Consider the following 21,019-nt stretch of genomic DNA (forward strand, 5'->3'; position numbering starts at 1 on the left):
TAGCGGAATAAATTTCATTTTATACCGCAACGGGTTACGGTATTGATTTACATCGTATCAGCCATTCTGCTCAGGTAGGAAGTCGGGTACTGACAGATAACGTTCGCCTGTATCATAATTAAAGCCCAGTACCCGTGCATCATTGCCAAGCTCCGGAAGCTTCTGCGCGATGGCGGCAAGCGTTGCGCCTGAACTGATGCCTACCAGCAAGCCTTCATCCGAAGCTGAACGGCGTGCCATTTCCTTGGCATCGGCAGGATCGACCTGGATTGCTCCGTCAATAGCCTGTGTATGCAGGTTGCCGGGAATGAAGCCTGCACCAATGCCCTGTATCGGGTGCGGGCCTGGCTGACCGCCACTGATAACAGGTGAGCCAGCCGGTTCCACGGCATAGACTTTCAGGTCAGGCCAGTGCTTTTTCAGCACTTCCGCAACACCAGTGATATGCCCGCCCGTGCCAACGCCAGTAATAATGGCATCAATGGGAGAATCCTTGAAATCAGCCAAAATTTCTTCCGCCGTTGTGCGTACATGTACATCGACATTGGCCGGATTTTCAAATTGCTGCGGCATCCATGCGCCGGGCGTTTGATCGATTAGTTCCTGTGCACGTTCAATTGCGCCTTTCATGCCCTTTTCCTTCGGCGTCAGGTCGAATGTAGCACCATAGGTGAGCATCAGTCGTCGGCGTTCGATCGACATGGATTCAGGCATGACGAGTACCAGTTTATACCCTTTGACGGCGGCCACCATGGCAAGGCCAACACCAGTGTTACCCGATGTAGGTTCGATAATGGTGCCGCCTGGTTTAAGCGCTCCAGATTTTTCAGCGTCTTCAATCATGGCAAGGGCAATTCTGTCCTTGATGGAACCACCCGGGTTGGAGCGTTCCGATTTGATCCAGACTTCGTGGTCGCCGAACAAGCGGTTTATACGGATATGCGGCGTGTTACCGATGGTTTCGAGTATATTTGCTGCTTTCATGGAATTTCTCTCCTTCATAAACCCTGTTTCGTGGCCTCATCGTCCTTGGTTACGTTTCTGCGCATTTTTTCTTCCGCATCCAGGACTTCCTGTGGCGGATCAAATGTCTTGGCCGCACCCAGTTGAGGAAACAGGCGTGACCATAATCCTGTAACCAATATAGCGCCTGTGCCGCCTGCTACAATGGCCGCGACTGGACCAAACAACAATGCGAGCCCACCGGAAAAGGCATCGCCCAGTTCGTTGGAGGCGCTGATCGTCATCTGGCTGACCGCATTGACGCGGCCGCGCTTGTCATCGGGCGTATGCAGTTGAATCAATGAACTACGCACATAAACACCAAACATGTCTGCTGCGCCGCATATGCCCAGGCACAGCATTGACAGCGGCAAGGACCGGCTGAAGCCGAAGCCGATAGTGGCCAGCCCGAATATGGCCATCGACACGAGCATCACGTTTCCGACATTGCGCGACAGCGGTGCGAACGAGAAAACGGAAGCGACGATGACGGCGCCAATGGCAGGAGAGGCGGCAAGCAGCGACAGACCGATCTCGCCTGCGTTCAGTATGTCGCGTGCGAATACGGGTATCATAGCCGTTGCCCCCGCAAGGAACATGACCAGGAGGTCAAGCGTGATGGCCCCCAGAACCAGTTTATTTGTGCCGACATAGGAAAGCCCGTCAAGAACCTGCCGAAGCGGTCCCTTGCTGCGGTCAATTTCACTGCGTGATACAGGTGTAATCAGGAACACAGCTAGCATGGCAAGTAGGTAGAGTGCAGCGCATACGGCATAGGGCAAGAAAGGGGCGATCTTGTACAACGGTCCCGCCATACCAGGGCCGGCTATCACGCCCACCTGCCATGCGATTGTCGCAAGCGCGATGGCGCGTGGAATCGATTCTTTAGGCACGACATTGGGCGCAAGCGAAGCGATTGCAGGGCCCAGGAAAGCACGGCAGATACCCAGCGCACCCGAGATTATGTAAATCGCCCAGAGTGATATCAGGTCGCTATAAGTAAGAAATGCCAACAAGCTGGCAATGGCGGCCTGCGCACCCATCACAATCCGCACGATCCAGCGTCGGTCCATCCGATCGGCAGCCCAGCCCACCAGCGGGGTCAGGATAAAAAGCGGGACAAACTGCAGCAAACCAAGCAGCCCCAATATTCCTGCCGAAGCGCCGATGCCCATATCTTCACGTGCGATATTATAGGCCTGCCAGCCAAGAATAAGCATCATTGCGTATAGCGCGAACATGGCGGACAACCGTGAAAACCACAGATAGCGGAAATTCGCTATCGTAAACGGGTGCGGTCCGTGCGGGCTATTGTCTGTTTGGGTCTCGTTCACATCTGTTTCGCTAGACGAGTTGAACGCAGTAGGAAAGGCGGCAATTGTTTTGCCCATTAAAGTTTTGCTGAAACGCTTTGCCAGAGCGCTTGGGACGTGCAAGTCTATCGCGAAGAAATATTATAAATGGAGTCGACGTCATGAGAAAAGCTATACTGACCGCATTAATGCTGGGTGTCGCCATATTGCCTTCCGCCTGTAAACAAGCTGAAAATGTTGAAGCACCAGCTGGAACTGACATATCAGAAATTGAAAAAGCGGACTGGGATGGTTTTGTAACCAAGTTTGTTGACGGGTATATGCCGCTCAATCCTGACTTTGCAGTATATCAGGGCAAGCATGAGTTTGATGGGCAGTTGCCTGACTGGAGTGAAGAGGGCCTCAAGGCTCAGATAGATTTCCTGAAGCAGGCCATAGCCGACGCGCGCTCCATCGACCCGAAGCAATTGACAAAAGAACAGGCATTTGAGCGTAATTATCTTGTCTCAGTTGCTGAAGGCCAGCTTTTCTGGCTTGAAGACGCTGAATGGCCACATAAGAACCCCGCATTTTACGTGGGTTCGCTCGATCCCAATGTGTACATCGCGCGGCCTTATGCAGATGATAAGACACGCATGCAGGCTTTTATCAAATATGCGAAAAATATTCCTGAGGCAGCAGAGCAGATCAAAGCAAACCTGAAAGGGGATCTACCGGCAAGCTATATCAAATATGGTGTCGCCGGATTTACAGGATTTGCCGATTTCTTTCTGAGCGATGCGAAAGCGGCTTTTGCCGGTGTTGATGATAGCAGCTTGCAGGACGAATTCCGCAATGCCGCGGGTAAAGCTTCGCTTGCTGTGCAGGATGTAGCTGATTTCCTGAAGGCCAAAGAAACGAGTGCAACGCAGGATTTCGCATTGAGTGCAGACCGGTTCTCACGCATGCTGGCGCAGACCGAGATGGTTGACGTACCGCTTGATGAGCTTGAGGCGATTGGCCGCGTGGACCTGAAACGCAATCAGGATGCGCTGAAAGCAGCCTGTGCCAGCTATGCACCAGGCGCTACCATGCAGGCGTGCATGGACAAAATGAGCGCGAACAAAGCAAGCGATGGTCCGGTTGCCGAAGCGCGCCGTCAGTTGCCGCCGCTCAAGGCATTCCTTGAAAAGAAAGACCTCATGTCCATTCCGGGGACCGAAACCGCGCAGGTAGAGGAATCACCACCTTACAACCGTCAAAACTCGGCTTATATCGATATACCCGGACCGTTTGAGGAAGGACTGCCCTCGGCCTATTATATCAGTCCGCCGGATCCGAGTTGGGATGAGCAGACCCGCAACGAGTTCGTATCCGGAAAAGCCGATTTGCTAGGCACAAGTGTACATGAAATCTGGCCCGGACACTTTCTCAACTTCCTGCATGCCAACCGTGCAGATTCGCTGTTTGGACGGCTGTTCATCGGTTATGCCTTTGCCGAGGGCTGGGCCCATTATAGCGAAGAACTGATGATCGAGGCGGGCCTTCCCGATGATATGCCGGGGTTGGAACCTGATGAAGTGCGGATCGGTCAGATCAGCAATGCGTTGCTGCGCGACTGCCGCTATCTTTCTGCTATCGGCCTACATGCACGCGGGATGAGCCAGGAGGAATCAAAGCAGCTGTTTATAGATGAGTGTTTTCAGGCAGAAGGAACCGCCATACAGCAATCGGCGCGGGGTACTTACGACCCTGCTTATCTCAACTATACACTTGGTAAGCTGATGATCCGCAAACTGCGCGATGATTGGACCAAGGACAAAGGTGGCCGTGAAGGCTGGAAAGAATTTCACGACACGTTCCTAGGTTATGGCGGGCCTCCGATCCCGATGGTGCGTCAGGCCATGATGGAAGAAGATGAGGCAAAAGCTGTTTTCTGACACACTACCCTACCCTACCCGGCATCATAATAGCTGATCGCCTCAAATATAGCGGTAAGGGCAACGCGCTCTTCCTCCGTGATTTCAGGGCGCCAGACTTCGAACAGCAATATAATGCGTGTGCTATCACCGCGATTCCAGGCTTCATGCTCGAAACTGTCATCAAATATGAGCGCTTTGCCATCTTCCCAGCGCCGTGTCTCGCTGCCCACGCGCAGCGCACATTTATCATGAGTGATCAGCGGAATATGGCAGATTAGCCGCGTATTCAATACGCCATGATGGGGTTTAATATGTGTACCGGGTTTCAGCAGTGAGTAGAGCGCAATGGGTGAGCGTTCCTTAATGATCGGCAGTGGCGGCTGCGTCAGTGCTTCCATTGTAACCGGGCACTGCTCCGCATGTTCTTCCACCTGTACTCCGTTTTCCCAGAAATAATATGCACCCCAACTGGGATCGTTCAGCAGGGCATTATTGGGTAACGGCCGCTCGGGATTTATTTTCACATAAGGTGCAAATTCATCTTTCTGTTGCAAAACGCCCTGCAGCTCGTGCTGCAGGGCAGGGATTTGTGCTTCCATATCGGCGATCCATGAAAATTCCTCGCGCTCATAAAATGCACGCTGTGGCAAGCCGGGAAAATAGAATACCGATGGTTGCTGCAGATACAGCTCATTTTTGCCCAGCAATAGATCAAGCGACTGGTCAAATCGCGGCGATACAGATCGTGAAACTCCTTTTGCTTCAAGTTGCGCCAGCAGGAAGTCTTCGTAATCGGCGCTAGAAGATTCGATATGAGCTTCGGCCTTTTGCAACATTGGCACAATGGTTTGCGGAATTTGCGGTAGCTGTGCAGCGACATTGAGCGCTGTACGGTAAAAAGAAGCAGCAGCACGGCTGTCACCCTGTTTGGCTTTGAGCACGCCTTTCATCAGCAAGCCTACCAGATGTCTGGGCTCGTCTGTTAAAAGTTGTTCCAGTGCATTGTCTTCGCCTTCTGCGTCATCGGCAAGGTGGCATGCCTGTGCCATCAGGAACCATGGTTTCGGCATGCCCGGTCCGTTTTTGATAATTTCCTGAAGTTTTGCACGCGCAGATGCGCCATCACCTCTACGAAGCGCTTCCGTGCTTTCCTGTGTCAACTGCTGTACGGTGTTCGGGTGCATGGTCATGCAGCCGCTATAGCAATATGCGCGGGCATATCAACTTACCGAATTATGCATTTTGATTGACAAACTGACTGCAGGCGCAACTTTCAACTGATGTTACTTCTTTCCAGTAACGAGTGTTCTTCTGAAGCAGCGCTGTATAGCTTATTTCCTCGTTGCCGGAGTTGAAGAAAGCCTTACTGTTGTTGACACACGGTTTCACCGCAAAGTCTGTACCCACTTTGTCCACTGATACGCTAAACCTTCTGTTACACCCGGATAGACAGAGGAGTTCTTTGACCAGATTGATCGCGACTTTGATTGACATTGATCAGAGGCTGGCAAAGGGGAGTCATCAAAACTTTTTCTGACAACTGAAGTGCAGAAAAAGGCTTGAGTGAGGTTTACTTACTTAGTTTTGTACGGATTGTGCGCGTTTATTTAAAATGTCTGGGTCGACCAGTGCAATCCGCTCTCCAACCTTAATGCCAAAAACCTGTTCAAATTTTTCATCACCAAGCAAAAGTGCTGCCTGATCCATCATATGCTGGTTTTGAGCGTTCAGCATTTCTGCGCTGGGTGATTCAAAGCCGGGTATATCCCGCGCGATATATGCCTGTACTTCGCTGCGCAATTCCAGCAGTTTCGCGAGCAATATGGGCTCATCTGACAGTACGTCCTGAGCATGTTCTTCAAAATCATCAAATTCCATATTTTTTCCAGTCGCAATGATCTTACTTCTAGCGGCATCAGAAAATTCATGTGGTGCACCTGATATTATTTGTTGGGCGCAATGTTCAATTTTTTGTTGCCAGGCAACTTTCTGTCGCCGTCCATACATACCATATAGGAATGAACTTACACGGTACCAGCGGGCTTTTTTGACAGTTAGGGGCTTGGTTTTGGCGGTGCCTGTAGAAAACAACACTTGGTTTGCCAATTGATGACAGACCCCGTCGACGCCATATTTGAATATCGTGCCCCTTGCGGCGGGGATATCACGGGAGTCCGCATTGGACTTTACAAGACAGCGAGCGACAGCCAGGTTCGCCTGTCCCATGGCTATGGGTTCAGTTGGCTCCCCTACTTTATGAAAGCTGCCCCAGCACATCCAATAGTCCTCACCGTCGTTTTCAACCTTCTTAAGGGATGAATATGCTTTTTCTCTGCTGTCATATGTTGTTACCCAAGTATGATCAGCAGGTGACCCCTGAATAAAAGCTGGGGTAACCCATGCGAATAGTTTTGTCATTCTGATACCCCTTAAATTGAATTAGTAAATCAAGAGATAGCAGATTGGCATTAATTTGAAAATGTATGCATTAGAATCTTATATTAAATAAATTTAGGTTGTTACTTTAAGTGGATTCGACAAAACTGTCGAGCACACGCTTTCGTCCACTCGTTTCGAAATCTATTTCCAATTTATTGCCTTCCTGTTCGGCGACGATACCATAGCCAAATTTCTGGTGGAAGACACGGTCGCCCACGGTGATGTCCGTGCGGCCTTTATTGCCCAGGCTGACGGCACTGCGGCGGTTCTCGCTGATACGTTGTGGTGCGGGGTCATAGCCACCGGTAAGGCTAGTGGCGCGTTTCCAGCCCGGGCCGCGGTGCTGGGCGCGTTCGGGCGCGCTGGCGGCAACATATGCGAACGGATCATCGCGCTCGGAAAAGTTCGCGCGCCACATAGATGCGCCGCCGCTCATGGTTGAATCTTCCTCAATATGCTCTTTGGGAAGCTCCTCGATAAAGCGTGATGGGATAGAGCTGGTCCATTGTCCATAGATGCGCCGGTTGGCGGCGTGGAGGATCGTACACCTCTGCCGTGCGCGGGTAATTGCGACATAGGCGAGGCGACGTTCCTCCTCCAGGCTTGCCATGCCGCCTTCATCCAGCGCGCGCTGTGATGGAAAAACGCCTTCCTCCCAGCCGACCAGGAAGATATGCGGAAATTCCAGTCCTTTGGCAGCATGGATGGTCATGATTGTGACTTTTGCTTCCTCGGTGGCGGCATCATTGTCCATCACAAGGCTGACATGCTCCAGAAAATCGCCGAGTGTCTCATATTCCTCTATCGCGCGCGCCAGTTCGGAGAGGTTTTCGAGCCGACCTGATGCTTCGACGCTGCGTTCGGCCTGTAGCGCGGTGGTATAACCACTTTCATCGAGCAAGATACGTGCGAGTTCCGCAGGGTTGGTTTCGCCGATCATGTCGCGCCAGCGCCTGATATTCTGCATCAGTTCGGCAAGGGAGCCTCGCGCACGGGCCGCAAGCTCATCGGTCTGCACGATTTCGTTAGCCGCCGTACTAAGCGGAGTTTGCGTGGTGCGGGCAAGGCGGTGGATTTTCTCAATCGACTTATCACCAAGTCCGCGCTTCGGTGTGTTGACGATCCGTTCAAATGCGAGGTCGTCTGCCGGCTGATTGATGATCCGCAGATAGGCCAGTGCATCGCGGATTTCCGCGCGTTCATAGAAACGGAATCCGCCGATAATGCGGTAAGGCATGCCTATGGAAATGAACCGATCCTCAAACTCGCGTGTCTGGAACTGCGCGCGCACAAGGATTGCAGCATCATTAAGCGATACACCCTTATGCTGGAGCGATTCAATCTCCTCACCAACGCGCCGTGCTTCTTCAGGGCCGTCCCAAACGCCCAGCACTTGCACAGCATCACCTTCGTCCAGGTCCGTCCACAGTGTCTTGCCAAGCCGGTCGCTATTGGCATCAATCAGACCCGATGCGGCGGCCAGTATCTGCGGAGTGGAACGGTAATTTTGCTCCAGCTTGATGACTTTCGCGCCAGGAAAATCTTTCTCAAAGCGCAGGATGTTGGCGACTTCCGCGCCGCGCCAGCTGTAAATCGACTGGTCATCATCACCGACACAGCAGATATTCTTGCGCTCCTGCGCAAGCAGACGGAGCCAGAGATACTGACTGCTGTTGGTATCCTGATATTCGTCAACCAGGATATATTTGAAGCGTTTTTGATACTCCTCCAGTACTTGCCGGTCATTTTTGAGCAGGTTTAATATATGCAGCAACAGGTCGCCAAAATCGCAAGCGTTGAGGGTTTTCAACCGTTCCTGATACATGCGGTACAAGTCTTGTCCGCGGCCCTGCGCGTAGGCTTCACTATCGCCTGCATCCAGATCATCAGGGTTCAGGCCCCGGTTCTTCCAGCGGTCGATCAGACCCGCGAGCTGTTTCGCCGGATAACGTTTATCGTCAATCTCTGCTGCCTGAATGATCTGTTTGATCAGGCGGAGCTGGTCGTCGGTGTCGATAATGGTGAAGTTGGATTTAAGACCGACCAGTTCGGCATGTCGGCGTAGCATCTTTGCACCGATGGAATGAAACGTGCCGAGCCATGGCATACCTTCGACTGCCGGACCAATATGCGCGCCGACACGCTCACGCATTTCACGTGCAGCCTTGTTGGTGAACGTCACTGCCAGGACTTCTGAAGGCCATGCTTTGCGGGTGTAAATCAGGTGAGCGAGCCGCGCGGTGAGCGCGGCTGTCTTGCCAGTGCCAGCACCTGCTAGCACCAGCACGGGTCCTTCAGTGGTGAGCACAGCCTCACGCTGCGGCGGGTTGAGATCGCGCAGATAGCGAGGTTCGTTTTCAGCTGTCGGGGCAGGGGTTTCGGACATCAGGCTTATGTGAACGATTGGGGAACAGAATGGAAGAGGCTTGGCACTGATTCAAGCGTGGAGACGCAAAATATGTAGTTTTGCCTTACCGACATTACGGACAGTGTCGACTTCAAACCCCTTGGCGAGCAAGTCTTCACCTCGCGCAGTTTCCACGCTGATCCAGCTACCAGAACCGATCCAGCCCTGTCGTGCCAGCTTGTCGAGTGCCACGCCACCTGCGCCGGTATTATAGGGCGGGTCCATCATCACCAGGTCATAAGGTTTTACCGCTGTTCCCAGTGAGAGCACTGACTGCGCGCGTATATCTGCGCTTTTTGCTCCAAGTGCGGCAATATTGCCCTGCAGTGCATCTACCGCGTTGCGGTCCTGTTCTACAAATATGCAGCGAGCGGCACCGCGTGAGAGCGCTTCCAGTCCCAGTGCACCACTGCCGGCAAAAAGATCCATCACAGACAGATCTTCAAAACCGCCGAGCCGGCTATTGAGCATAGAAAACAGTGTCTCGCGTGTGCGGTCGGCGGTTGGCCGCGTGGTGTCGCCTGCAGGAGCTTTAATTTTACGACCCCGCCATTCACCGGCTATGATACGCATGGAGTTATCCTATTTCTTTTTGCCAAGTGTTTTGCGGAATTGCACTACGTCATAGGCACGGATTTCAACAATATCGCCTTTGGGCAATTCGTCGAGCTTGAATGGTCCGTAACGGGTACGGATCAGGCGGTTTACTTTCAGCCCCAGATGTTCCAGAACGCGACGGATTTCGCGGTTTTTGCCCTCGGTCAGCGTCATTTCAATCCACTGATTATGCCCGGTGCGACGTTCCAGATTGGCCTGTATCGGGCCATAGCGGATACCTTCAATTTCTATCCCGTCAAAAAGGTCTTCCAACTGTTGCTGCGACACTTCACCAAAGGCGCGGGCGCGGTAACTGCGCTCTACGCCTGTGCTGGGCAGTTCGAGCTGGCGCTTGAATTCACCATCATTGGTCATCAGCAGCAGGCCTTCGGTATTATAGTCGAGCCGGCCCACCGGCATTAGGCGCGGCAACGGTTCCTTTGTGTGCGCTTCCAGATGATCATATATGGTTTTGCGTCCCTTTGGATCATGTTCGGTGGTGAGCATGCCAGGGGGTTTGTGAAAACCGAACAATTTGGTGGGCAGGGGCGTGCCGACAGTTTTACCATCTACGGTCACACCGTGCAGGCTTTCCAATATGGTGGCGGGGGTGTCCAGCACCTTGCCGTCAATCGCAATGCGCCCGGCGGTGATCATTCGTTCGACTTCACGCCGCGATGCTACCCCGGCACGTGCCAGCAGTTTGGCAATTCGCTGGCCTTTCTGACCACTGCCATCTTTTTTGGGGGAGGTGGGTGCTGTGTCCTCATCTTCGTCCACCCAGCGCATGGGTTCGTCTGTTGGCGACCATCCGGCATTTTGCCGGGTATTTTCAGAAGGGGTGCTATTTGTTTTTTTTGTGTTCATAGAAGTAATTCTATAGCGGGACCTGATTGAAATTGCATGGCCAAACTGGCAATATCTGCACAAATATCGAGACAGTTTCAAACCATTGGAAATCAGCATGTTTTTTCGAAGATTCAAAAAAACGATCCGGAACATCCTTATTGTTGAGGATGAACCTCTGGTGGCGTTCGATAATGAGCTGCATCTGGAAGAAGCGGGATACAAAGTTGTGGCGACACTGGACAATGCCGCCGAAGCGATGAGCTGGATGGAAAAGGAGCAGGTGCAGCTCGTGCTTGCTGATATCAGGCTGCGTGGTGGTGATAGCGGTGTGGATGTCGCGAAAGCGGCGCATGACAGAGGCATTGCCGTTCTTTTTGCCACTGGCGCTTGCCCGAAAGAAGCGCGCGAACTGGCGGCAGGATGCCTGACCAAACCTTATTCGGCGAAAGAGCTGGTGCGCGCCGTGCAGGCTGTGGACCTACTCATTCGCGGCGAAAAGCTGAAATCCATGCCGCGCGCTCTGACGCTCTATCATCCGGTAGAAGATTAACCTGGGATATATATCCACAGCCTGCACTGCGGCACAGCTGTTATTTGCATGTTTTCGTGGTTAGTGTCTCATCCCAGTTACACCACATGATAGTGGAGGATGTTGAGTGACAAGCACGACCGCCGCAAAGGCGCCTCAAAAACCGGGTTTCCGCAAGTTGATTGCCTCATTAGGGCAGCGCAAAACGGGTATCATGTTCGTATTCGGGTTTTCTGCCGGATTGCCTTATGCGCTGCTACTAGGAACACTCTACGCATGGCTGTCTGACGCAAAGGTCGACCTGGAGACCATGGGGGTATTCTCGCTCATCGGCCTCGCTTATGCATTCAAATTCCTGTGGTCGCCGATTGTGGACCGGTTGAAACTGCCGCTGCTAAACAAGCTCGGGCGGCGTAAAAGTTGGCTTATTCCTGCACAGTTCCTGCTTGGCGCGATTTTTATCGTGCTGTCCACGCTTAATCCGGAAACGTCGCTGGGCTGGTTCTCGCTGCTGGCTGGCTTCGGCGCTTTTGCATCGGCAACGCAGGATGTGGTGATTGATGCATGGCGTGTTGATGTGGCTGATGAGGTTGCGACGGTCGACATGCTTTCGACAGTTTATCAGCTCGGATACCGGATTGCGGCTCTTGTCGGCGGCGCGCTCGCGCTGTTTCTGGCCGATGCCTATGACTGGCCTTTTGTCTATTTCCTGATGGGACTGGCAATGCTGGCTGTTGGTTGCGTTTCATTTTTTGCACCGGATACGGAAGCTGCAATTGTCAAAGCGGAAAATGACGAATTGCGTCAACCCGGATCGCTGGACCCGAAAATCCGCTCGACGGCGCTAATGATGGTTGGCCTGCTATGGGGCTGGGCGTTGGTGACCGTAATCCGTTTCATGATTGCATCGCTTGGCTCTGACCCTGACCTCAGACCGGATTCAGTGGAGTTCATCAAGTATCAGGGGCCGATCATTGTTGTTGCGACGGTTATTTTACCGGCCATTATCTCTGCTGTACTGGAATATTGGCGGCGGACTGGCAAATACGTCATCCATGAAGCGGTTGAAGTGCAAAGTGCGGCGGACCGTGTTGTTGATCATGGCTATCGCGCATTGTTGTTGCCGCTCACTGATATTATCGGGCGTCTTGGCTGGGCCGCGATATTGGTACTTGCGTTGATTTTGTCTTATCGGATTACCGATACGATCTGGGGCTCCTTTGCCTATCCGTTCTATCTCAATGAGCTTGAATATACGAAAAGCGAGGTTGCGGTGGCGTCCAAATTCTTTGGTGTCGGCATGACTATGCTCGGCATTGCGCTTGGCGGTATATTATTCACTTTTATCGGTCGCATGGCGACCTTGACATTGGGCGCTGTAACTGCGGCTGCCAGTAACCTGCTCTATGCCGATCTCGCTTCCGGTGGCCGGGCGATGGACATTGTCGGCTATTATTCCGGTTTTACATGGCTGGTCGGTCTGTTCGGGCAGGACGAGCGCATGTCGCGGCTGATGCTCGCAATTACGGGTGAAAACCTGGCAGGTGGTCTCGCTGGTGCGGCCTTTGTGGCTTATCTCTCATCGATTACGAGCAAGACATATAGCGCGGTGCAATATGCCTTGCTGTCATCGCTGACATTCCTTGTGGGCACATTGGGCCGTGGGGCGCTGGGCGAGATGATCGAACGCGAAGGCTATTACAATATCTTTCTGTTTACTGCCTCGCTCGGCCTGCTGGCTGTGGCGCTGTGCATTGCCGAATGGATCCGCGTGAAGCGGCAGGGTAAGTCCGGAGCGGGTGTGCCAGCGGCAGGCATGGTTTAAACAGGCAGCTGCCTGTTGGCCTTCAGCACGGCACCTGCGAGATAGAGCGAACCTGCGATCAGGATATGGTCGCCATGCGCCGGGGTAATCGCTGCCAGTGCTACTGCAACATCCTCATCCGCTTGAACTTCAAGCCCTGCCTTGGCGGTGCTCGCCATAAAGGCTTCAGGGGAATGATAGTCGTGATTTGGCACGGGCACATGGTGGATGGATTTCAGGCGTGGTAAAAGCGGGGCGATCATCGCTGCGGGATCCTTGTTGGACAACATACCGAGGACTAGGTGCACAGGCGCATCCAGTTCATCAAAATGCACACCTAAAACTGCTCCAGCGTCGGCATTGTGTCCGCCATCCAACCATATTGGATTTTTGCTGCCTAGCTTTTGCGTCACAGGTCCATCTACAAGGCGCTGCAACCGTGCAGGCCAGTCGGTCCATTCCATCATCGCGGCGAATGCGCTTTCGGGAATGTGTATCTTGTGTTGATGCCGCAGCATGGCAATGGCCAGCGCGGCGTTATCAGCCTGATGCGCGCCTGCCATACGGGGCAGGGGAAGTGACATTTTGCCGCGTATATCACGGTAATGCAGGGCATTTTCGTAAGCGATGGCATCCCAGGTTTCGCCGCGTGCGTGTATAGGTGCGGCGACTTTACTGGCCTGTGTGGCAATTGTTTCGGTCATGGACGGTGTATATCTCTGCGTTACAAGCGGCACATCTTTTTTGGCGATACCGGTTTTTTCAAAGGCGATCCGGTCCATTGGTGCAGAAGGTACGCCGTCTTCTTCGCTGAGGAGAAAAGCTTCATGGTCGATCCCCAGGCTGGCGATGCCGCAGACTGCGGGTTTTTCCACGACATTGGTGGCGTCAAGACGCCCGCCAAGCCCTACTTCGAGTATTACGGCATCAGCAGGGTTTTCGGTAAAAACAAGCAGTGCCGCGGTTGCCGTGACTTCAAAAAAGCTGGGGTTGATATTGCTTGCATTATCAAGAACGCGCGACAGTGCCTGTGCCAGCCTATCGTCATCAATCAATTGTCCCGCGACACGGATACGTTCGTTGAAACGGACCAGATGCGGACTGGTAAAAACATGTGCGGTATACCCCGCTGCTTCGATCGCAGCGCGCAGGAACGCGCAGGTGGAGCCCTTGCCATTGGTTCCGGCAACATGAAAAACAGGAGGCAGCTTATCCTGTGGATTGCCAAGCGCGTCAAGCAATGCAGTAATCCGTTCCAGACCCAGCACATCACGTCCGGGCGACAGGTTGCTCAACCGGTCAAGCTGCGCCTGTACGGCGGCATTATCGGATATTGCACCGTCGGCCATCTGAAATTCCGGTTATGTGTATCAGGCGGCCTTGATGCCGCTCATTGTGTAATCAATTACACTTGCCAGCTTATCACGCAAATCCTTGCGGTGAACCACCATGTCTATCATCCCGTGATCGAGCAGATATTCTGCGCGCTGGAACCCTTCGGGCAGTTTCTCGCGGATAGTGTCCTGGATCACGCGCTGTCCTGCAAAACCGATCAATGCACCGGGTTCGGCAATCTGGATATCACCCAGCATAGCGTAACTGGCCGTGACCCCGCCGGTGGTCGGGTCAGTCAGGACAACAATATAGGGCAGGCCCGCCGCGCGCATCTGATTAATGGCGACCGTCGCCTTGGGCATCTGCATCAGCGACAAAATGCCCTCTTGCATCCGTGCACCGCCCGCAGCGGTGAAGATGATATAGGGGCATTTTTTGTCAATGGCATGGTTCACGCCATTGACAAAGGCTGCGCCCACGGCAAGGCCCATGGAACCGCCCATAAAGCCGAATTCCTGCACGCCCATAACGACCGGGTGGTCTTGAATAGTGCCGCTGGCGTTGGTCAGCGCGTCGGGATAATCATTATCCGCCATCGCCGTTTTCATACGGTCGGCATATTTTTTGCTGTCCTTGAATTTGAGCGGGTCGCTTTGTACTTCCGGCGCCTCCAGCACTTCCCAGCTGCCTTCATCAAGCATCTGAACAAACCGCACCGTCGCACCGATACGGCCATGATGGTCACACATAGGACAAATAGACTGGTTTTCTTCAAACTCTTTCAGAAACACCATTTCCTGGCAATTTTTGCACTTGTGCCAAAGATTATCTTCTGTTTCACGCTTGGCGATAAAGGGAATGGCATTGCGGACTTTGCTGAACCAGCTCATGGGGTTTATCCTTGCAAATTATTTTCTGGCATCATGTATAGCTGATGACAGGCTTTTTACATAATCACGAACATGCGGTGCAGCATTGCCGCCATGCTCGGCGATAATTTCGACAATAGCAGAGCCAACAACCACGCCATCTGCCGTTTTTGCAACTGCTGCGGCCTGATCCGGCGTGCGAATGCCAAAACCCACTGCGATGGGCAGGTCGGTTTGCGACTTGAGCGCAGCGACAGCGCCTTCAATGCTGGCCTGTGCCGCCTGCTGCTTGCCCGTGACGCCCGCAACTGAGACGTAATAGAGAAAGCCTGTCGCGCCTTGTAGGACCGCGGGAAGCCGCTCTGCGTCCGTGGTAGGTGTGGCGAGACGGACATTGGCTATATCGGCCTCACGCAATGCCGGTCCGAGTACATCATCTTCTTCGGCAGGTATATCGACGCAGATAATGCCGTCCACACCTGCATCGGTGCAAGCACCTGTAAACCACTGTGCCCCGCGCCGAACCATCGGATTGGCATAGCCCATCAGGATCAGCGGGACATTTGGGTGGCGCGCGCGAAAATCCTTGGCAATGGCAAATATATCGGCGGTTGTTGTTCCCGCACTCAGGCTGCGCAAATTGGCAAGCTGAATCACCGGGCCATCCGCCATGGGATCGGTAAAAGGCATGCCGAGTTCGATAATATCCGCGCCGCCTTCGACCAGTGCGTCGAGATTGGCCGCGGTATCTCCATCGCCAGCGGTGATAAAAGCGACGAGGCTCGCGCGGTCAGGCGGGAATGAGTTGGAAAGACGGGTCACATTTCCACTCCCAAAGCATCTGCCACGGTGAAAATATCTTTGTCGCCGCGGCCGCACAGGTTGGCCAGAATGATCTGACCTCTATCCATTTGTGCGGCACGTTTTACGACGGCGGATATGGCATGACTGGGCTCAAGTGCGGGAATAATACCTTCAGTACGGCACAATTGCTGGAACGCGGCCAGTGCATCCTCATCGGTGCAGCTGTCATATTCGACGCGGCCAATATCGCTGAGCCAGCTATGTTCGGGGCCGATGCCAGGATAATCAAGACCAGCGCTGATCGAATGTGCTTCGTCAATCTGTCCGTCTTCATCCTGTAACAGATAGGTTTTATTGCCGTGCAGTATACCGGGCTCTCCGCCCGCAAGCGAAGCTGCATGCTTTTTTTTCAGGCCTTCGCCCGCGGCTTCAATGCCCAGCATAGCCACGTCAGCATCATCCAAAAACGGATGAAATAACCCAATGGCATTCGATCCACCGCCAATAGCCGCCACCAGCAGGTCGGGCAGGCGGCCTGTGCGTCCCATCATCTGTGCGCGTGCCTCACGGCCAATTACACTTTGAAAATCGCGGACCAGTTCAGGATAGGGATGGGGTCCCGCCGCCGTACCGATAATATAAAATGTATCATGCACATTGGCGACCCAGTCGCGCAACGCCTCGTTCATCGCGTCCTTAAGTGTGCGTGCACCGCTTTCCACGCCAATAACTTCCGCGCCGAGCAGCTTCATACGAAATACATTGGGCTGTTGCCGTTCCATATCGCGTGCACCCATATAAATGACGCAGGGCAGGCCAAAGCGCGCGCAGACCGTTGCGGTGGCCACGCCATGCTGGCCTGCACCGGTTTCGGCAATGATCCGTGTCTTGCCCATGCGTTTGGCGAGCAGTATCTGGCCGATGCAATTGTTGATCTTGTGCGCGCCAGTATGATTAAGCTCGTCACGTTTGAACCAGATTTCAGCACCCTTGCCTTCAGGTGCATTGTTGCGCACATCTTCGGTTAGCCGTTCGGCATAATAAAGTGGGCTGGGGCGACCGACATAATGTTCGAGCAGGTCGTCAAATTCAGCTTTGAATTCCGGATCAATCTTGGCCGCTTTGTAATGTTTTTCCAGATCGAGCACGAGCGGCATGAGTGTTTCGGCGACATAACGTCCGCCAAAATCACCAAAATGCCCGCGATCATCGGGTTGGCTGCGATAGGAGTTTGGGGAATTTTGTGTTTCTGTCATAGCTGCTGCACGGCTTGGCAAAAGGCATGGATTTTGTCCACATCTTTCACGCCGGGTGCAGATTCGACGCCAGAAGATACATCCACAAGCGGCGTGCCTGTCTGGCGGATCGCATCGGCGATGTTATCCGGTGATAGACCGCCCGCCAGACCCCATGCATAGCCGGGCTGGAAATCATGTAGCAGCGACCAGTCTGCCGCTTCACCATTACCGCCAGGCAGTTTTTTGGCAGGTGCATCGAACAGGATGCAATCGGCAATCCCTTGAAATCGTTCGTTGCGCTCAAGTGTGCCTGCATCGCGCAAACCCACGGCCTTCCAGACTTCCAAGCCAGTCTTCTTTTTAACCAAATCAATCCATTCGGGCGTTTCGCGGCCATGGAACTGGATAATATCCGGCCTGACTATATCGATGGCCTGCCCAGTCGTTTTGGTATCGGCATTGACGAGCAACTGCACGACTTTTGCTCTGCCGCGCGCTATTTCACACAATTCGGCGGCTTTTTGAAAAGGCACATGACGCGCGCTGTCAGGAAAATGCACCATGCCGATATGGGTTGCCCCTGCATCGATGGCGGCTTCTATGGTCTCAGGGCTCGACAGCCCGCAAATCTTTATCTGGGTCATAATGATATTTACAGTGTGGCTTCAATAGCCCGGGCGGCATTAACAGGGCTATCGGCTTTGGAAATAGGACGGCCTATGACCAGTATCGATGCGCCATTATCGCGGGCCTGCCTGGGCGTGACCGTCCGTTTTTGATCACTGGCCCTGCCGCCGCCGGGGCGCAGGCCGGGAACAACAAAAAACCCGTTTTTCCAGTTTTTCTTAGCCGCTTTTACTTCATGGCCAGAACATACAATACCGTCAAGGCCTGCTTCCTGCGCCAGATCAGCGAGCCGTGCCACCTGGTCATGTGCGCTGCCACCATAGCCGACGCTTGCCATGTCGTCTTCATCCAGGCTGGTTAGCAAGGTGACACCAACGACTTTGGTATGACTGCCCGCGGCGGCTTTGGCATCTTCCATCATGGCCCGGCCGCCTGCGGCATGTACGGTAACGATAGCAGGTTCCAGCACATGAATGGCCTGCATTGCTGCCGCTACAGTGTTCGGAATATCGTGCAGTTTCAGGTCAAGGAAAACAGGTAGACCCAGATGGCTGATTTCATGAACGCCATGATGACCATGGGCGCAAAAGAATTCGAGGCCCAGCTTGACTCCGCCAATATGGTCATGCGCAGATTTGACAAGTGCCACTGCCCGATCAAGCGAGGGGGTATCAACGGCGAGATAGATCGGATTGGACACACAGGGCCTTTCTATAAGGTTCAGACGGATGAGAGCGGGCTGTTGTCCGTATTTGCAATTTCTTCAGGCTTGGAATCAAGAGGTTTTGCAGGCGGAATGGCAGTCTGTGCTTCAAGACTCGCGATGCGGCGTTTTAGCCGCCACCGCAGTGTCCTGTAATATAACCATAATGGTATGAAACCGAGCAGGAAAGCAGCAATAATATATGTAGCTACGCGTGCGTTCAGAATAATAAAGCCAAGATCCAGGTCAATTCTCTGTTCGTTGCTCCACCAAAACAGAAAAAGTGCCACAAATAGGAGGAATGTCAGCAATGTCTTCAAGAAAATCATGTTACGGCCACCCTGTTGTTCAGTGAGTTCCTTTGCTGTCGATAGGGACACCATACAGATAGCGCAGCGACACGCAAAACATTTTAACTTTTGAAAACGCGGTCGAAAATCGTGTCAACATGCTTGAAATGATAATCAAGATTGAATTTATCCTCAAGCTCGGCTTCACTCATATTTGCGGAAACGTCGCTATCGCTTTTAAGCAGTTCCAGCAGTGACAATTCCCCATCCGATTCCCATACTTTCATCGCGTTGCGCTGAACGATGCGATAGGCATCTTCACGGCTGATACCAGCCTGTGTGAGAGCCAGTAGTACACGCTGTGAATGTACGAGTCCGCCCATGCGATCGAGGTTTTTCTGCATCCGTTCAGGATAGACGACTAGCTTTTCAACCACACCGGTGAGGCGATGCAGGGCAAAATCAAGCGTAATGGTGGCATCGGGACCGATATAGCGCTCAACCGAGCTGTGTGAGATATCGCGCTCGTGCCATAGTGCGACATTTTCCATAGCAGGCAGGGCATAGCTGCGCACCATGCGGGCGAGACCGGTCAGGTTTTCGGTGAGCACAGGGTTGCGCTTGTGCGGCATAGCGGAAGAGCCTTTTTGCCCCGGTGAAAAATATTCCTCGGCTTCAAGGACTTCGGTGCGCTGTAGGTGGCGCACTTCGGTCGCAAGACGTTCAATGCTTGACGCGATGACCGCAAGTGCGGCGAAATAGGCGGCATGGCGGTCGCGCGGAATAACCTGTGTGGAAACGGGCTCAATTTCCAGTCCCATTTTTTCCGCTACATGCGCTTCGACGCGTGGGTCGATATTGGCAAAGGTGCCGACAGCGCCGCTAACGGCGCATGTGGCGATTTCACGGCGTGCTTCGATGAGCCGTTCACGTCCGCGCGCAAATTCAGCATAGGCCTGTGCAAGTTTAAGTCCAAAAGTGGTAGGTTCGGCATGGATGCCATGGCTGCGGCCGATCGTGGCGGTATATTTATGTTCTTCAGCGCGCGTTTTGAGCGCGGAGAGCAACACATCCATTTTTTCCAGCAATATATCCGTTGCCCGGACAAGCTGTACCGAAAGACATGTGTCGAGCACATCGCTGCTGGTCATGCCCTGATGCATGAAACGCGCTTCTTCGCCTACATGTTCGGCGACATTGGTCAGGAAAGCGATAACATCATGTTTGACTTCGGCTTCGATTGCATCGATCCGGTCAACCTCAAACGCGCCCTTTTCCCATATCGCCTCTGCCGCGCTTTTGGGGACGACACCCAATTCAGCCAGTGCGTCGGTGGCATGTGCTTCAATTTCAAACCAGATGCGGAATTTCGATTCCGGTTCCCAGATAGCTGTCATTTCCGGGCGGGCATAGCGAGGGACCATGGGAACTCCTGTCAGGGTAAGGGCTGGATTCGTTTTGTCTGGCTAGCGGCTAGCAGGGCAGGCGCTAAAATTAAAGCGTCTTGAAAGCTATATCAGCCCTTTGCTGCGTAGGCTGACATGTCCTTCCTTGCCGATAATCACATGATCATGCACTGATATGCCCAACCGCCGTCCGGCCTCTGCAATTTCACGCGTAATGGCAATGTCCTGCTTACTGGGGGATGGATTGCCACTAGGATGGTTATGAACCAGGATCAACGACACCGCGCCTAAGTCAAGCGCGCGCTTGATAACCTGGCGTGTGTAGATGGCGGCCTGGTCAACCGAGCCATCACCTATATGTTCATCGCGGATCAGCATATTCTTGCTGTTAAGGAACAGCACCCGCACGCGTTCGATCGTGAGATGTGCCATGTCGGCGCGCAGATAGTCCAGCAGTGCAGCCCAGCCGCTTAGAATGGGCTGCTCTTTGACAGGTTCTTGTATAAGGCGCAGCGCGGATAGTTGTGCTATTTTGAGTGCAGCCGCACTGGTTTTGCCCATACCCTTGACTGCAAGAAGACTGTCAGATGGCGCAGACAGCACGCCTGCCAGACCGCCAAATTCATCAATCAGCCGTTTCGCCAATGGCTTGGTGTCACGCCGCGGAATGGCAAGCATGAGCAGATATTCGATAAGCTCATGATCTAGCAATGCATCATTTGCGCCGTGTAGCAGCCGTTCACGCAGCCGTGCCCGGTGGCCCGTACCTGTATGCACCTTGTCTTTTGGCTTGGGCGGCAAACTGTTCATGTCCTTATCATAGAGCGGAACCATATCAGCGCAACAGGCGTAAATTACACGTTATTTTTTGACATATAACAATGCATGATTGCACTTGCCGGAATG

General features: G+C 53.3%; 19 protein-coding genes. 3 read left to right on the forward strand and 16 right to left on the reverse strand.

Annotation, left to right across the window (positions count from 1 at the left end; translation table 11 throughout):
• Nucleotides 1-57: 57 nt before the first annotated feature.
• Together cysK and G6Q15_RS00340 are read right to left on the reverse strand one after the other, a co-directional pair.
• Nucleotides 58-984, reverse strand: a complete 927-nt coding sequence (gene cysK / locus G6Q15_RS00335; protein WP_164114397.1) for a cysteine synthase A — start codon at nt 982-984, stop codon at nt 58-60.
• A 14-nt stretch (nt 985-998) separates the two neighbouring features.
• Complete coding sequence (locus G6Q15_RS00340; protein ID WP_240330677.1) at nt 999-2,336, reverse strand: MFS transporter; 1,338 nt, start codon at nt 2,334-2,336, stop codon at nt 999-1,001.
• 140 nt (nt 2,337-2,476) lie between these two features.
• On the opposite strand from G6Q15_RS00340, the gene G6Q15_RS00345 reads away from it, so the two are divergent.
• Nucleotides 2,477-4,234, forward strand: coding sequence for a DUF885 domain-containing protein (locus G6Q15_RS00345; RefSeq protein ID WP_164114401.1), 1,758 nt, complete (start codon nt 2,477-2,479; stop codon nt 4,232-4,234).
• A gap of 14 nt (nt 4,235-4,248) precedes the next feature.
• Here the strand turns inward: G6Q15_RS00345 and G6Q15_RS00350 are convergent, their stop codons facing one another.
• The 5 genes from G6Q15_RS00350 to G6Q15_RS00370 form a co-directional block, all read right to left on the reverse strand.
• The gene (locus G6Q15_RS00350; RefSeq protein ID WP_240330678.1) at nt 4,249-5,406 is read right to left on the reverse strand and encodes an aspartyl/asparaginyl beta-hydroxylase domain-containing protein; all 1,158 of its coding nucleotides are present in this window, start codon (nt 5,404-5,406) and stop codon (nt 4,249-4,251) included.
• A gap of 388 nt (nt 5,407-5,794) precedes the next feature.
• Nucleotides 5,795-6,634: a hypothetical protein gene (locus G6Q15_RS00355; protein ID WP_164114404.1), complete on the reverse strand. Its 840-nt coding sequence runs from the start codon at nt 6,632-6,634 to the stop codon at nt 5,795-5,797.
• Nucleotides 6,635-6,740: 106 nt separating this feature from the next.
• Complete coding sequence (locus tag G6Q15_RS00360; protein ID WP_164114405.1) at nt 6,741-9,041, reverse strand: UvrD-helicase domain-containing protein; 2,301 nt, start codon at nt 9,039-9,041, stop codon at nt 6,741-6,743.
• 51 nt (nt 9,042-9,092) lie between these two features.
• On the reverse strand, nt 9,093-9,635 hold the full coding sequence (gene rsmD / locus G6Q15_RS00365; protein ID WP_164114407.1) for a 16S rRNA (guanine(966)-N(2))-methyltransferase RsmD: 543 nt from the start codon (nt 9,633-9,635) through the stop codon (nt 9,093-9,095).
• A gap of 9 nt (nt 9,636-9,644) precedes the next feature.
• Nucleotides 9,645-10,448, reverse strand: coding sequence for a pseudouridine synthase (locus tag G6Q15_RS00370; RefSeq protein WP_240330694.1), 804 nt, complete (start codon nt 10,446-10,448; stop codon nt 9,645-9,647).
• A gap of 175 nt (nt 10,449-10,623) precedes the next feature.
• On the opposite strand from G6Q15_RS00370, the gene G6Q15_RS00375 reads away from it, so the two are divergent.
• The gene (locus tag G6Q15_RS00375) at nt 10,624-11,058 is read left to right on the forward strand and encodes a response regulator (RefSeq protein WP_164114411.1); all 435 of its coding nucleotides are present in this window, start codon (nt 10,624-10,626) and stop codon (nt 11,056-11,058) included.
• Nucleotides 11,059-11,164: 106 nt separating this feature from the next.
• Complete coding sequence (locus G6Q15_RS00380; RefSeq protein ID WP_240330679.1) at nt 11,165-12,862, forward strand: MFS transporter; 1,698 nt, start codon at nt 11,165-11,167, stop codon at nt 12,860-12,862.
• Here G6Q15_RS00380 and G6Q15_RS00385 read toward each other — a convergent pair.
• The 9 genes from G6Q15_RS00385 to radC all read right to left on the reverse strand — a co-directional run bounded on the left by G6Q15_RS00385 (nt 12,859) and on the right by radC (nt 20,923).
• Nucleotides 12,859-14,190 (reverse strand): folylpolyglutamate synthase/dihydrofolate synthase family protein, encoded by a 1,332-nt coding sequence (locus tag G6Q15_RS00385; protein WP_164114413.1) that lies wholly within the window; start codon nt 14,188-14,190, stop codon nt 12,859-12,861. The genes G6Q15_RS00380 and G6Q15_RS00385 overlap by 4 nt on opposite strands.
• A gap of 21 nt (nt 14,191-14,211) precedes the next feature.
• Nucleotides 14,212-15,066: an acetyl-CoA carboxylase, carboxyltransferase subunit beta gene (gene accD / locus G6Q15_RS00390; protein ID WP_164114415.1), complete on the reverse strand. Its 855-nt coding sequence runs from the start codon at nt 15,064-15,066 to the stop codon at nt 14,212-14,214.
• Nucleotides 15,067-15,084: 18 nt separating this feature from the next.
• Nucleotides 15,085-15,867: a tryptophan synthase subunit alpha gene (gene trpA / locus G6Q15_RS00395; RefSeq protein WP_164114417.1), complete on the reverse strand. Its 783-nt coding sequence runs from the start codon at nt 15,865-15,867 to the stop codon at nt 15,085-15,087.
• Nucleotides 15,864-17,105 (reverse strand): tryptophan synthase subunit beta, encoded by a 1,242-nt coding sequence (trpB, locus tag G6Q15_RS00400; RefSeq protein ID WP_164114419.1) that lies wholly within the window; start codon nt 17,103-17,105, stop codon nt 15,864-15,866. Before trpB ends, trpA begins: the two co-directional genes overlap by 4 nt.
• Complete coding sequence (locus G6Q15_RS00405; protein ID WP_164114421.1) at nt 17,102-17,731, reverse strand: phosphoribosylanthranilate isomerase; 630 nt, start codon at nt 17,729-17,731, stop codon at nt 17,102-17,104. Before G6Q15_RS00405 ends, trpB begins: the two co-directional genes overlap by 4 nt.
• 8 nt (nt 17,732-17,739) lie before the next feature.
• Nucleotides 17,740-18,414, reverse strand: coding sequence for an orotidine-5'-phosphate decarboxylase (pyrF, locus tag G6Q15_RS00410; protein WP_164114422.1), 675 nt, complete (start codon nt 18,412-18,414; stop codon nt 17,740-17,742).
• Nucleotides 18,415-18,434: 20 nt separating this feature from the next.
• On the reverse strand, nt 18,435-18,800 hold the full coding sequence (locus G6Q15_RS00415) for a LapA family protein (protein WP_205518053.1): 366 nt from the start codon (nt 18,798-18,800) through the stop codon (nt 18,435-18,437).
• 29 nt (nt 18,801-18,829) lie between these two features.
• On the reverse strand, nt 18,830-20,131 hold the full coding sequence (gene purB / locus G6Q15_RS00420; RefSeq protein WP_164114426.1) for an adenylosuccinate lyase: 1,302 nt from the start codon (nt 20,129-20,131) through the stop codon (nt 18,830-18,832).
• Nucleotides 20,132-20,218: 87 nt separating this feature from the next.
• Complete coding sequence (gene radC / locus G6Q15_RS00425; protein WP_164114428.1) at nt 20,219-20,923, reverse strand: DNA repair protein RadC; 705 nt, start codon at nt 20,921-20,923, stop codon at nt 20,219-20,221.
• Between the last annotated feature and the right edge of the window lie 96 nt (nt 20,924-21,019).

This window comes from Sphingorhabdus sp. Alg239-R122 (assembly GCF_900537065.1).
GTDB lineage: Bacteria > Pseudomonadota > Alphaproteobacteria > Sphingomonadales > Sphingomonadaceae > Alg239-R122.

Coding starts and splice junctions, on each gene's coding strand:
- G6Q15_RS00385 (WP_164114413.1), bottom strand. CDS start 14,190: ATGGCCGACGGTGCAATATCCGATAATGCCGCCGTACAGGCGCAGCTT.
- rsmD (WP_164114407.1), bottom strand. CDS start 9,635: ATGCGTATCATAGCCGGTGAATGGCGGGGTCGTAAAATTAAAGCTCCT.
- G6Q15_RS00405 (WP_164114421.1), bottom strand. CDS start 17,731: ATGACCCAGATAAAGATTTGCGGGCTGTCGAGCCCTGAGACCATAGAA.
- G6Q15_RS00360 (WP_164114405.1), bottom strand. CDS start 9,041: ATGTCCGAAACCCCTGCCCCGACAGCTGAAAACGAACCTCGCTATCTG.
- G6Q15_RS00415 (WP_205518053.1), bottom strand. CDS start 18,800: ATGGTGTCCCTATCGACAGCAAAGGAACTCACTGAACAACAGGGTGGC.
- G6Q15_RS00345 (WP_164114401.1), top strand. CDS start 2,477: ATGAGAAAAGCTATACTGACCGCATTAATGCTGGGTGTCGCCATATTG.
- cysK (WP_164114397.1), bottom strand. CDS start 984: ATGAAAGCAGCAAATATACTCGAAACCATCGGTAACACGCCGCATATC.
- radC (WP_164114428.1), bottom strand. CDS start 20,923: ATGAACAGTTTGCCGCCCAAGCCAAAAGACAAGGTGCATACAGGTACG.
- trpB (WP_164114419.1), bottom strand. CDS start 17,105: ATGACAGAAACACAAAATTCCCCAAACTCCTATCGCAGCCAACCCGAT.
- accD (WP_164114415.1), bottom strand. CDS start 15,066: ATGAGCTGGTTCAGCAAAGTCCGCAATGCCATTCCCTTTATCGCCAAG.
- G6Q15_RS00370 (WP_240330694.1), bottom strand. CDS start 10,448: ATGCGCTGGGTGGACGAAGATGAGGACACAGCACCCACCTCCCCCAAA.
- G6Q15_RS00350 (WP_240330678.1), bottom strand. CDS start 5,406: ATGACCATGCACCCGAACACCGTACAGCAGTTGACACAGGAAAGCACG.
- G6Q15_RS00355 (WP_164114404.1), bottom strand. CDS start 6,634: ATGACAAAACTATTCGCATGGGTTACCCCAGCTTTTATTCAGGGGTCA.
- purB (WP_164114426.1), bottom strand. CDS start 20,131: ATGGTCCCTCGCTATGCCCGCCCGGAAATGACAGCTATCTGGGAACCG.
- G6Q15_RS00375 (WP_164114411.1), top strand. CDS start 10,624: ATGTTTTTTCGAAGATTCAAAAAAACGATCCGGAACATCCTTATTGTT.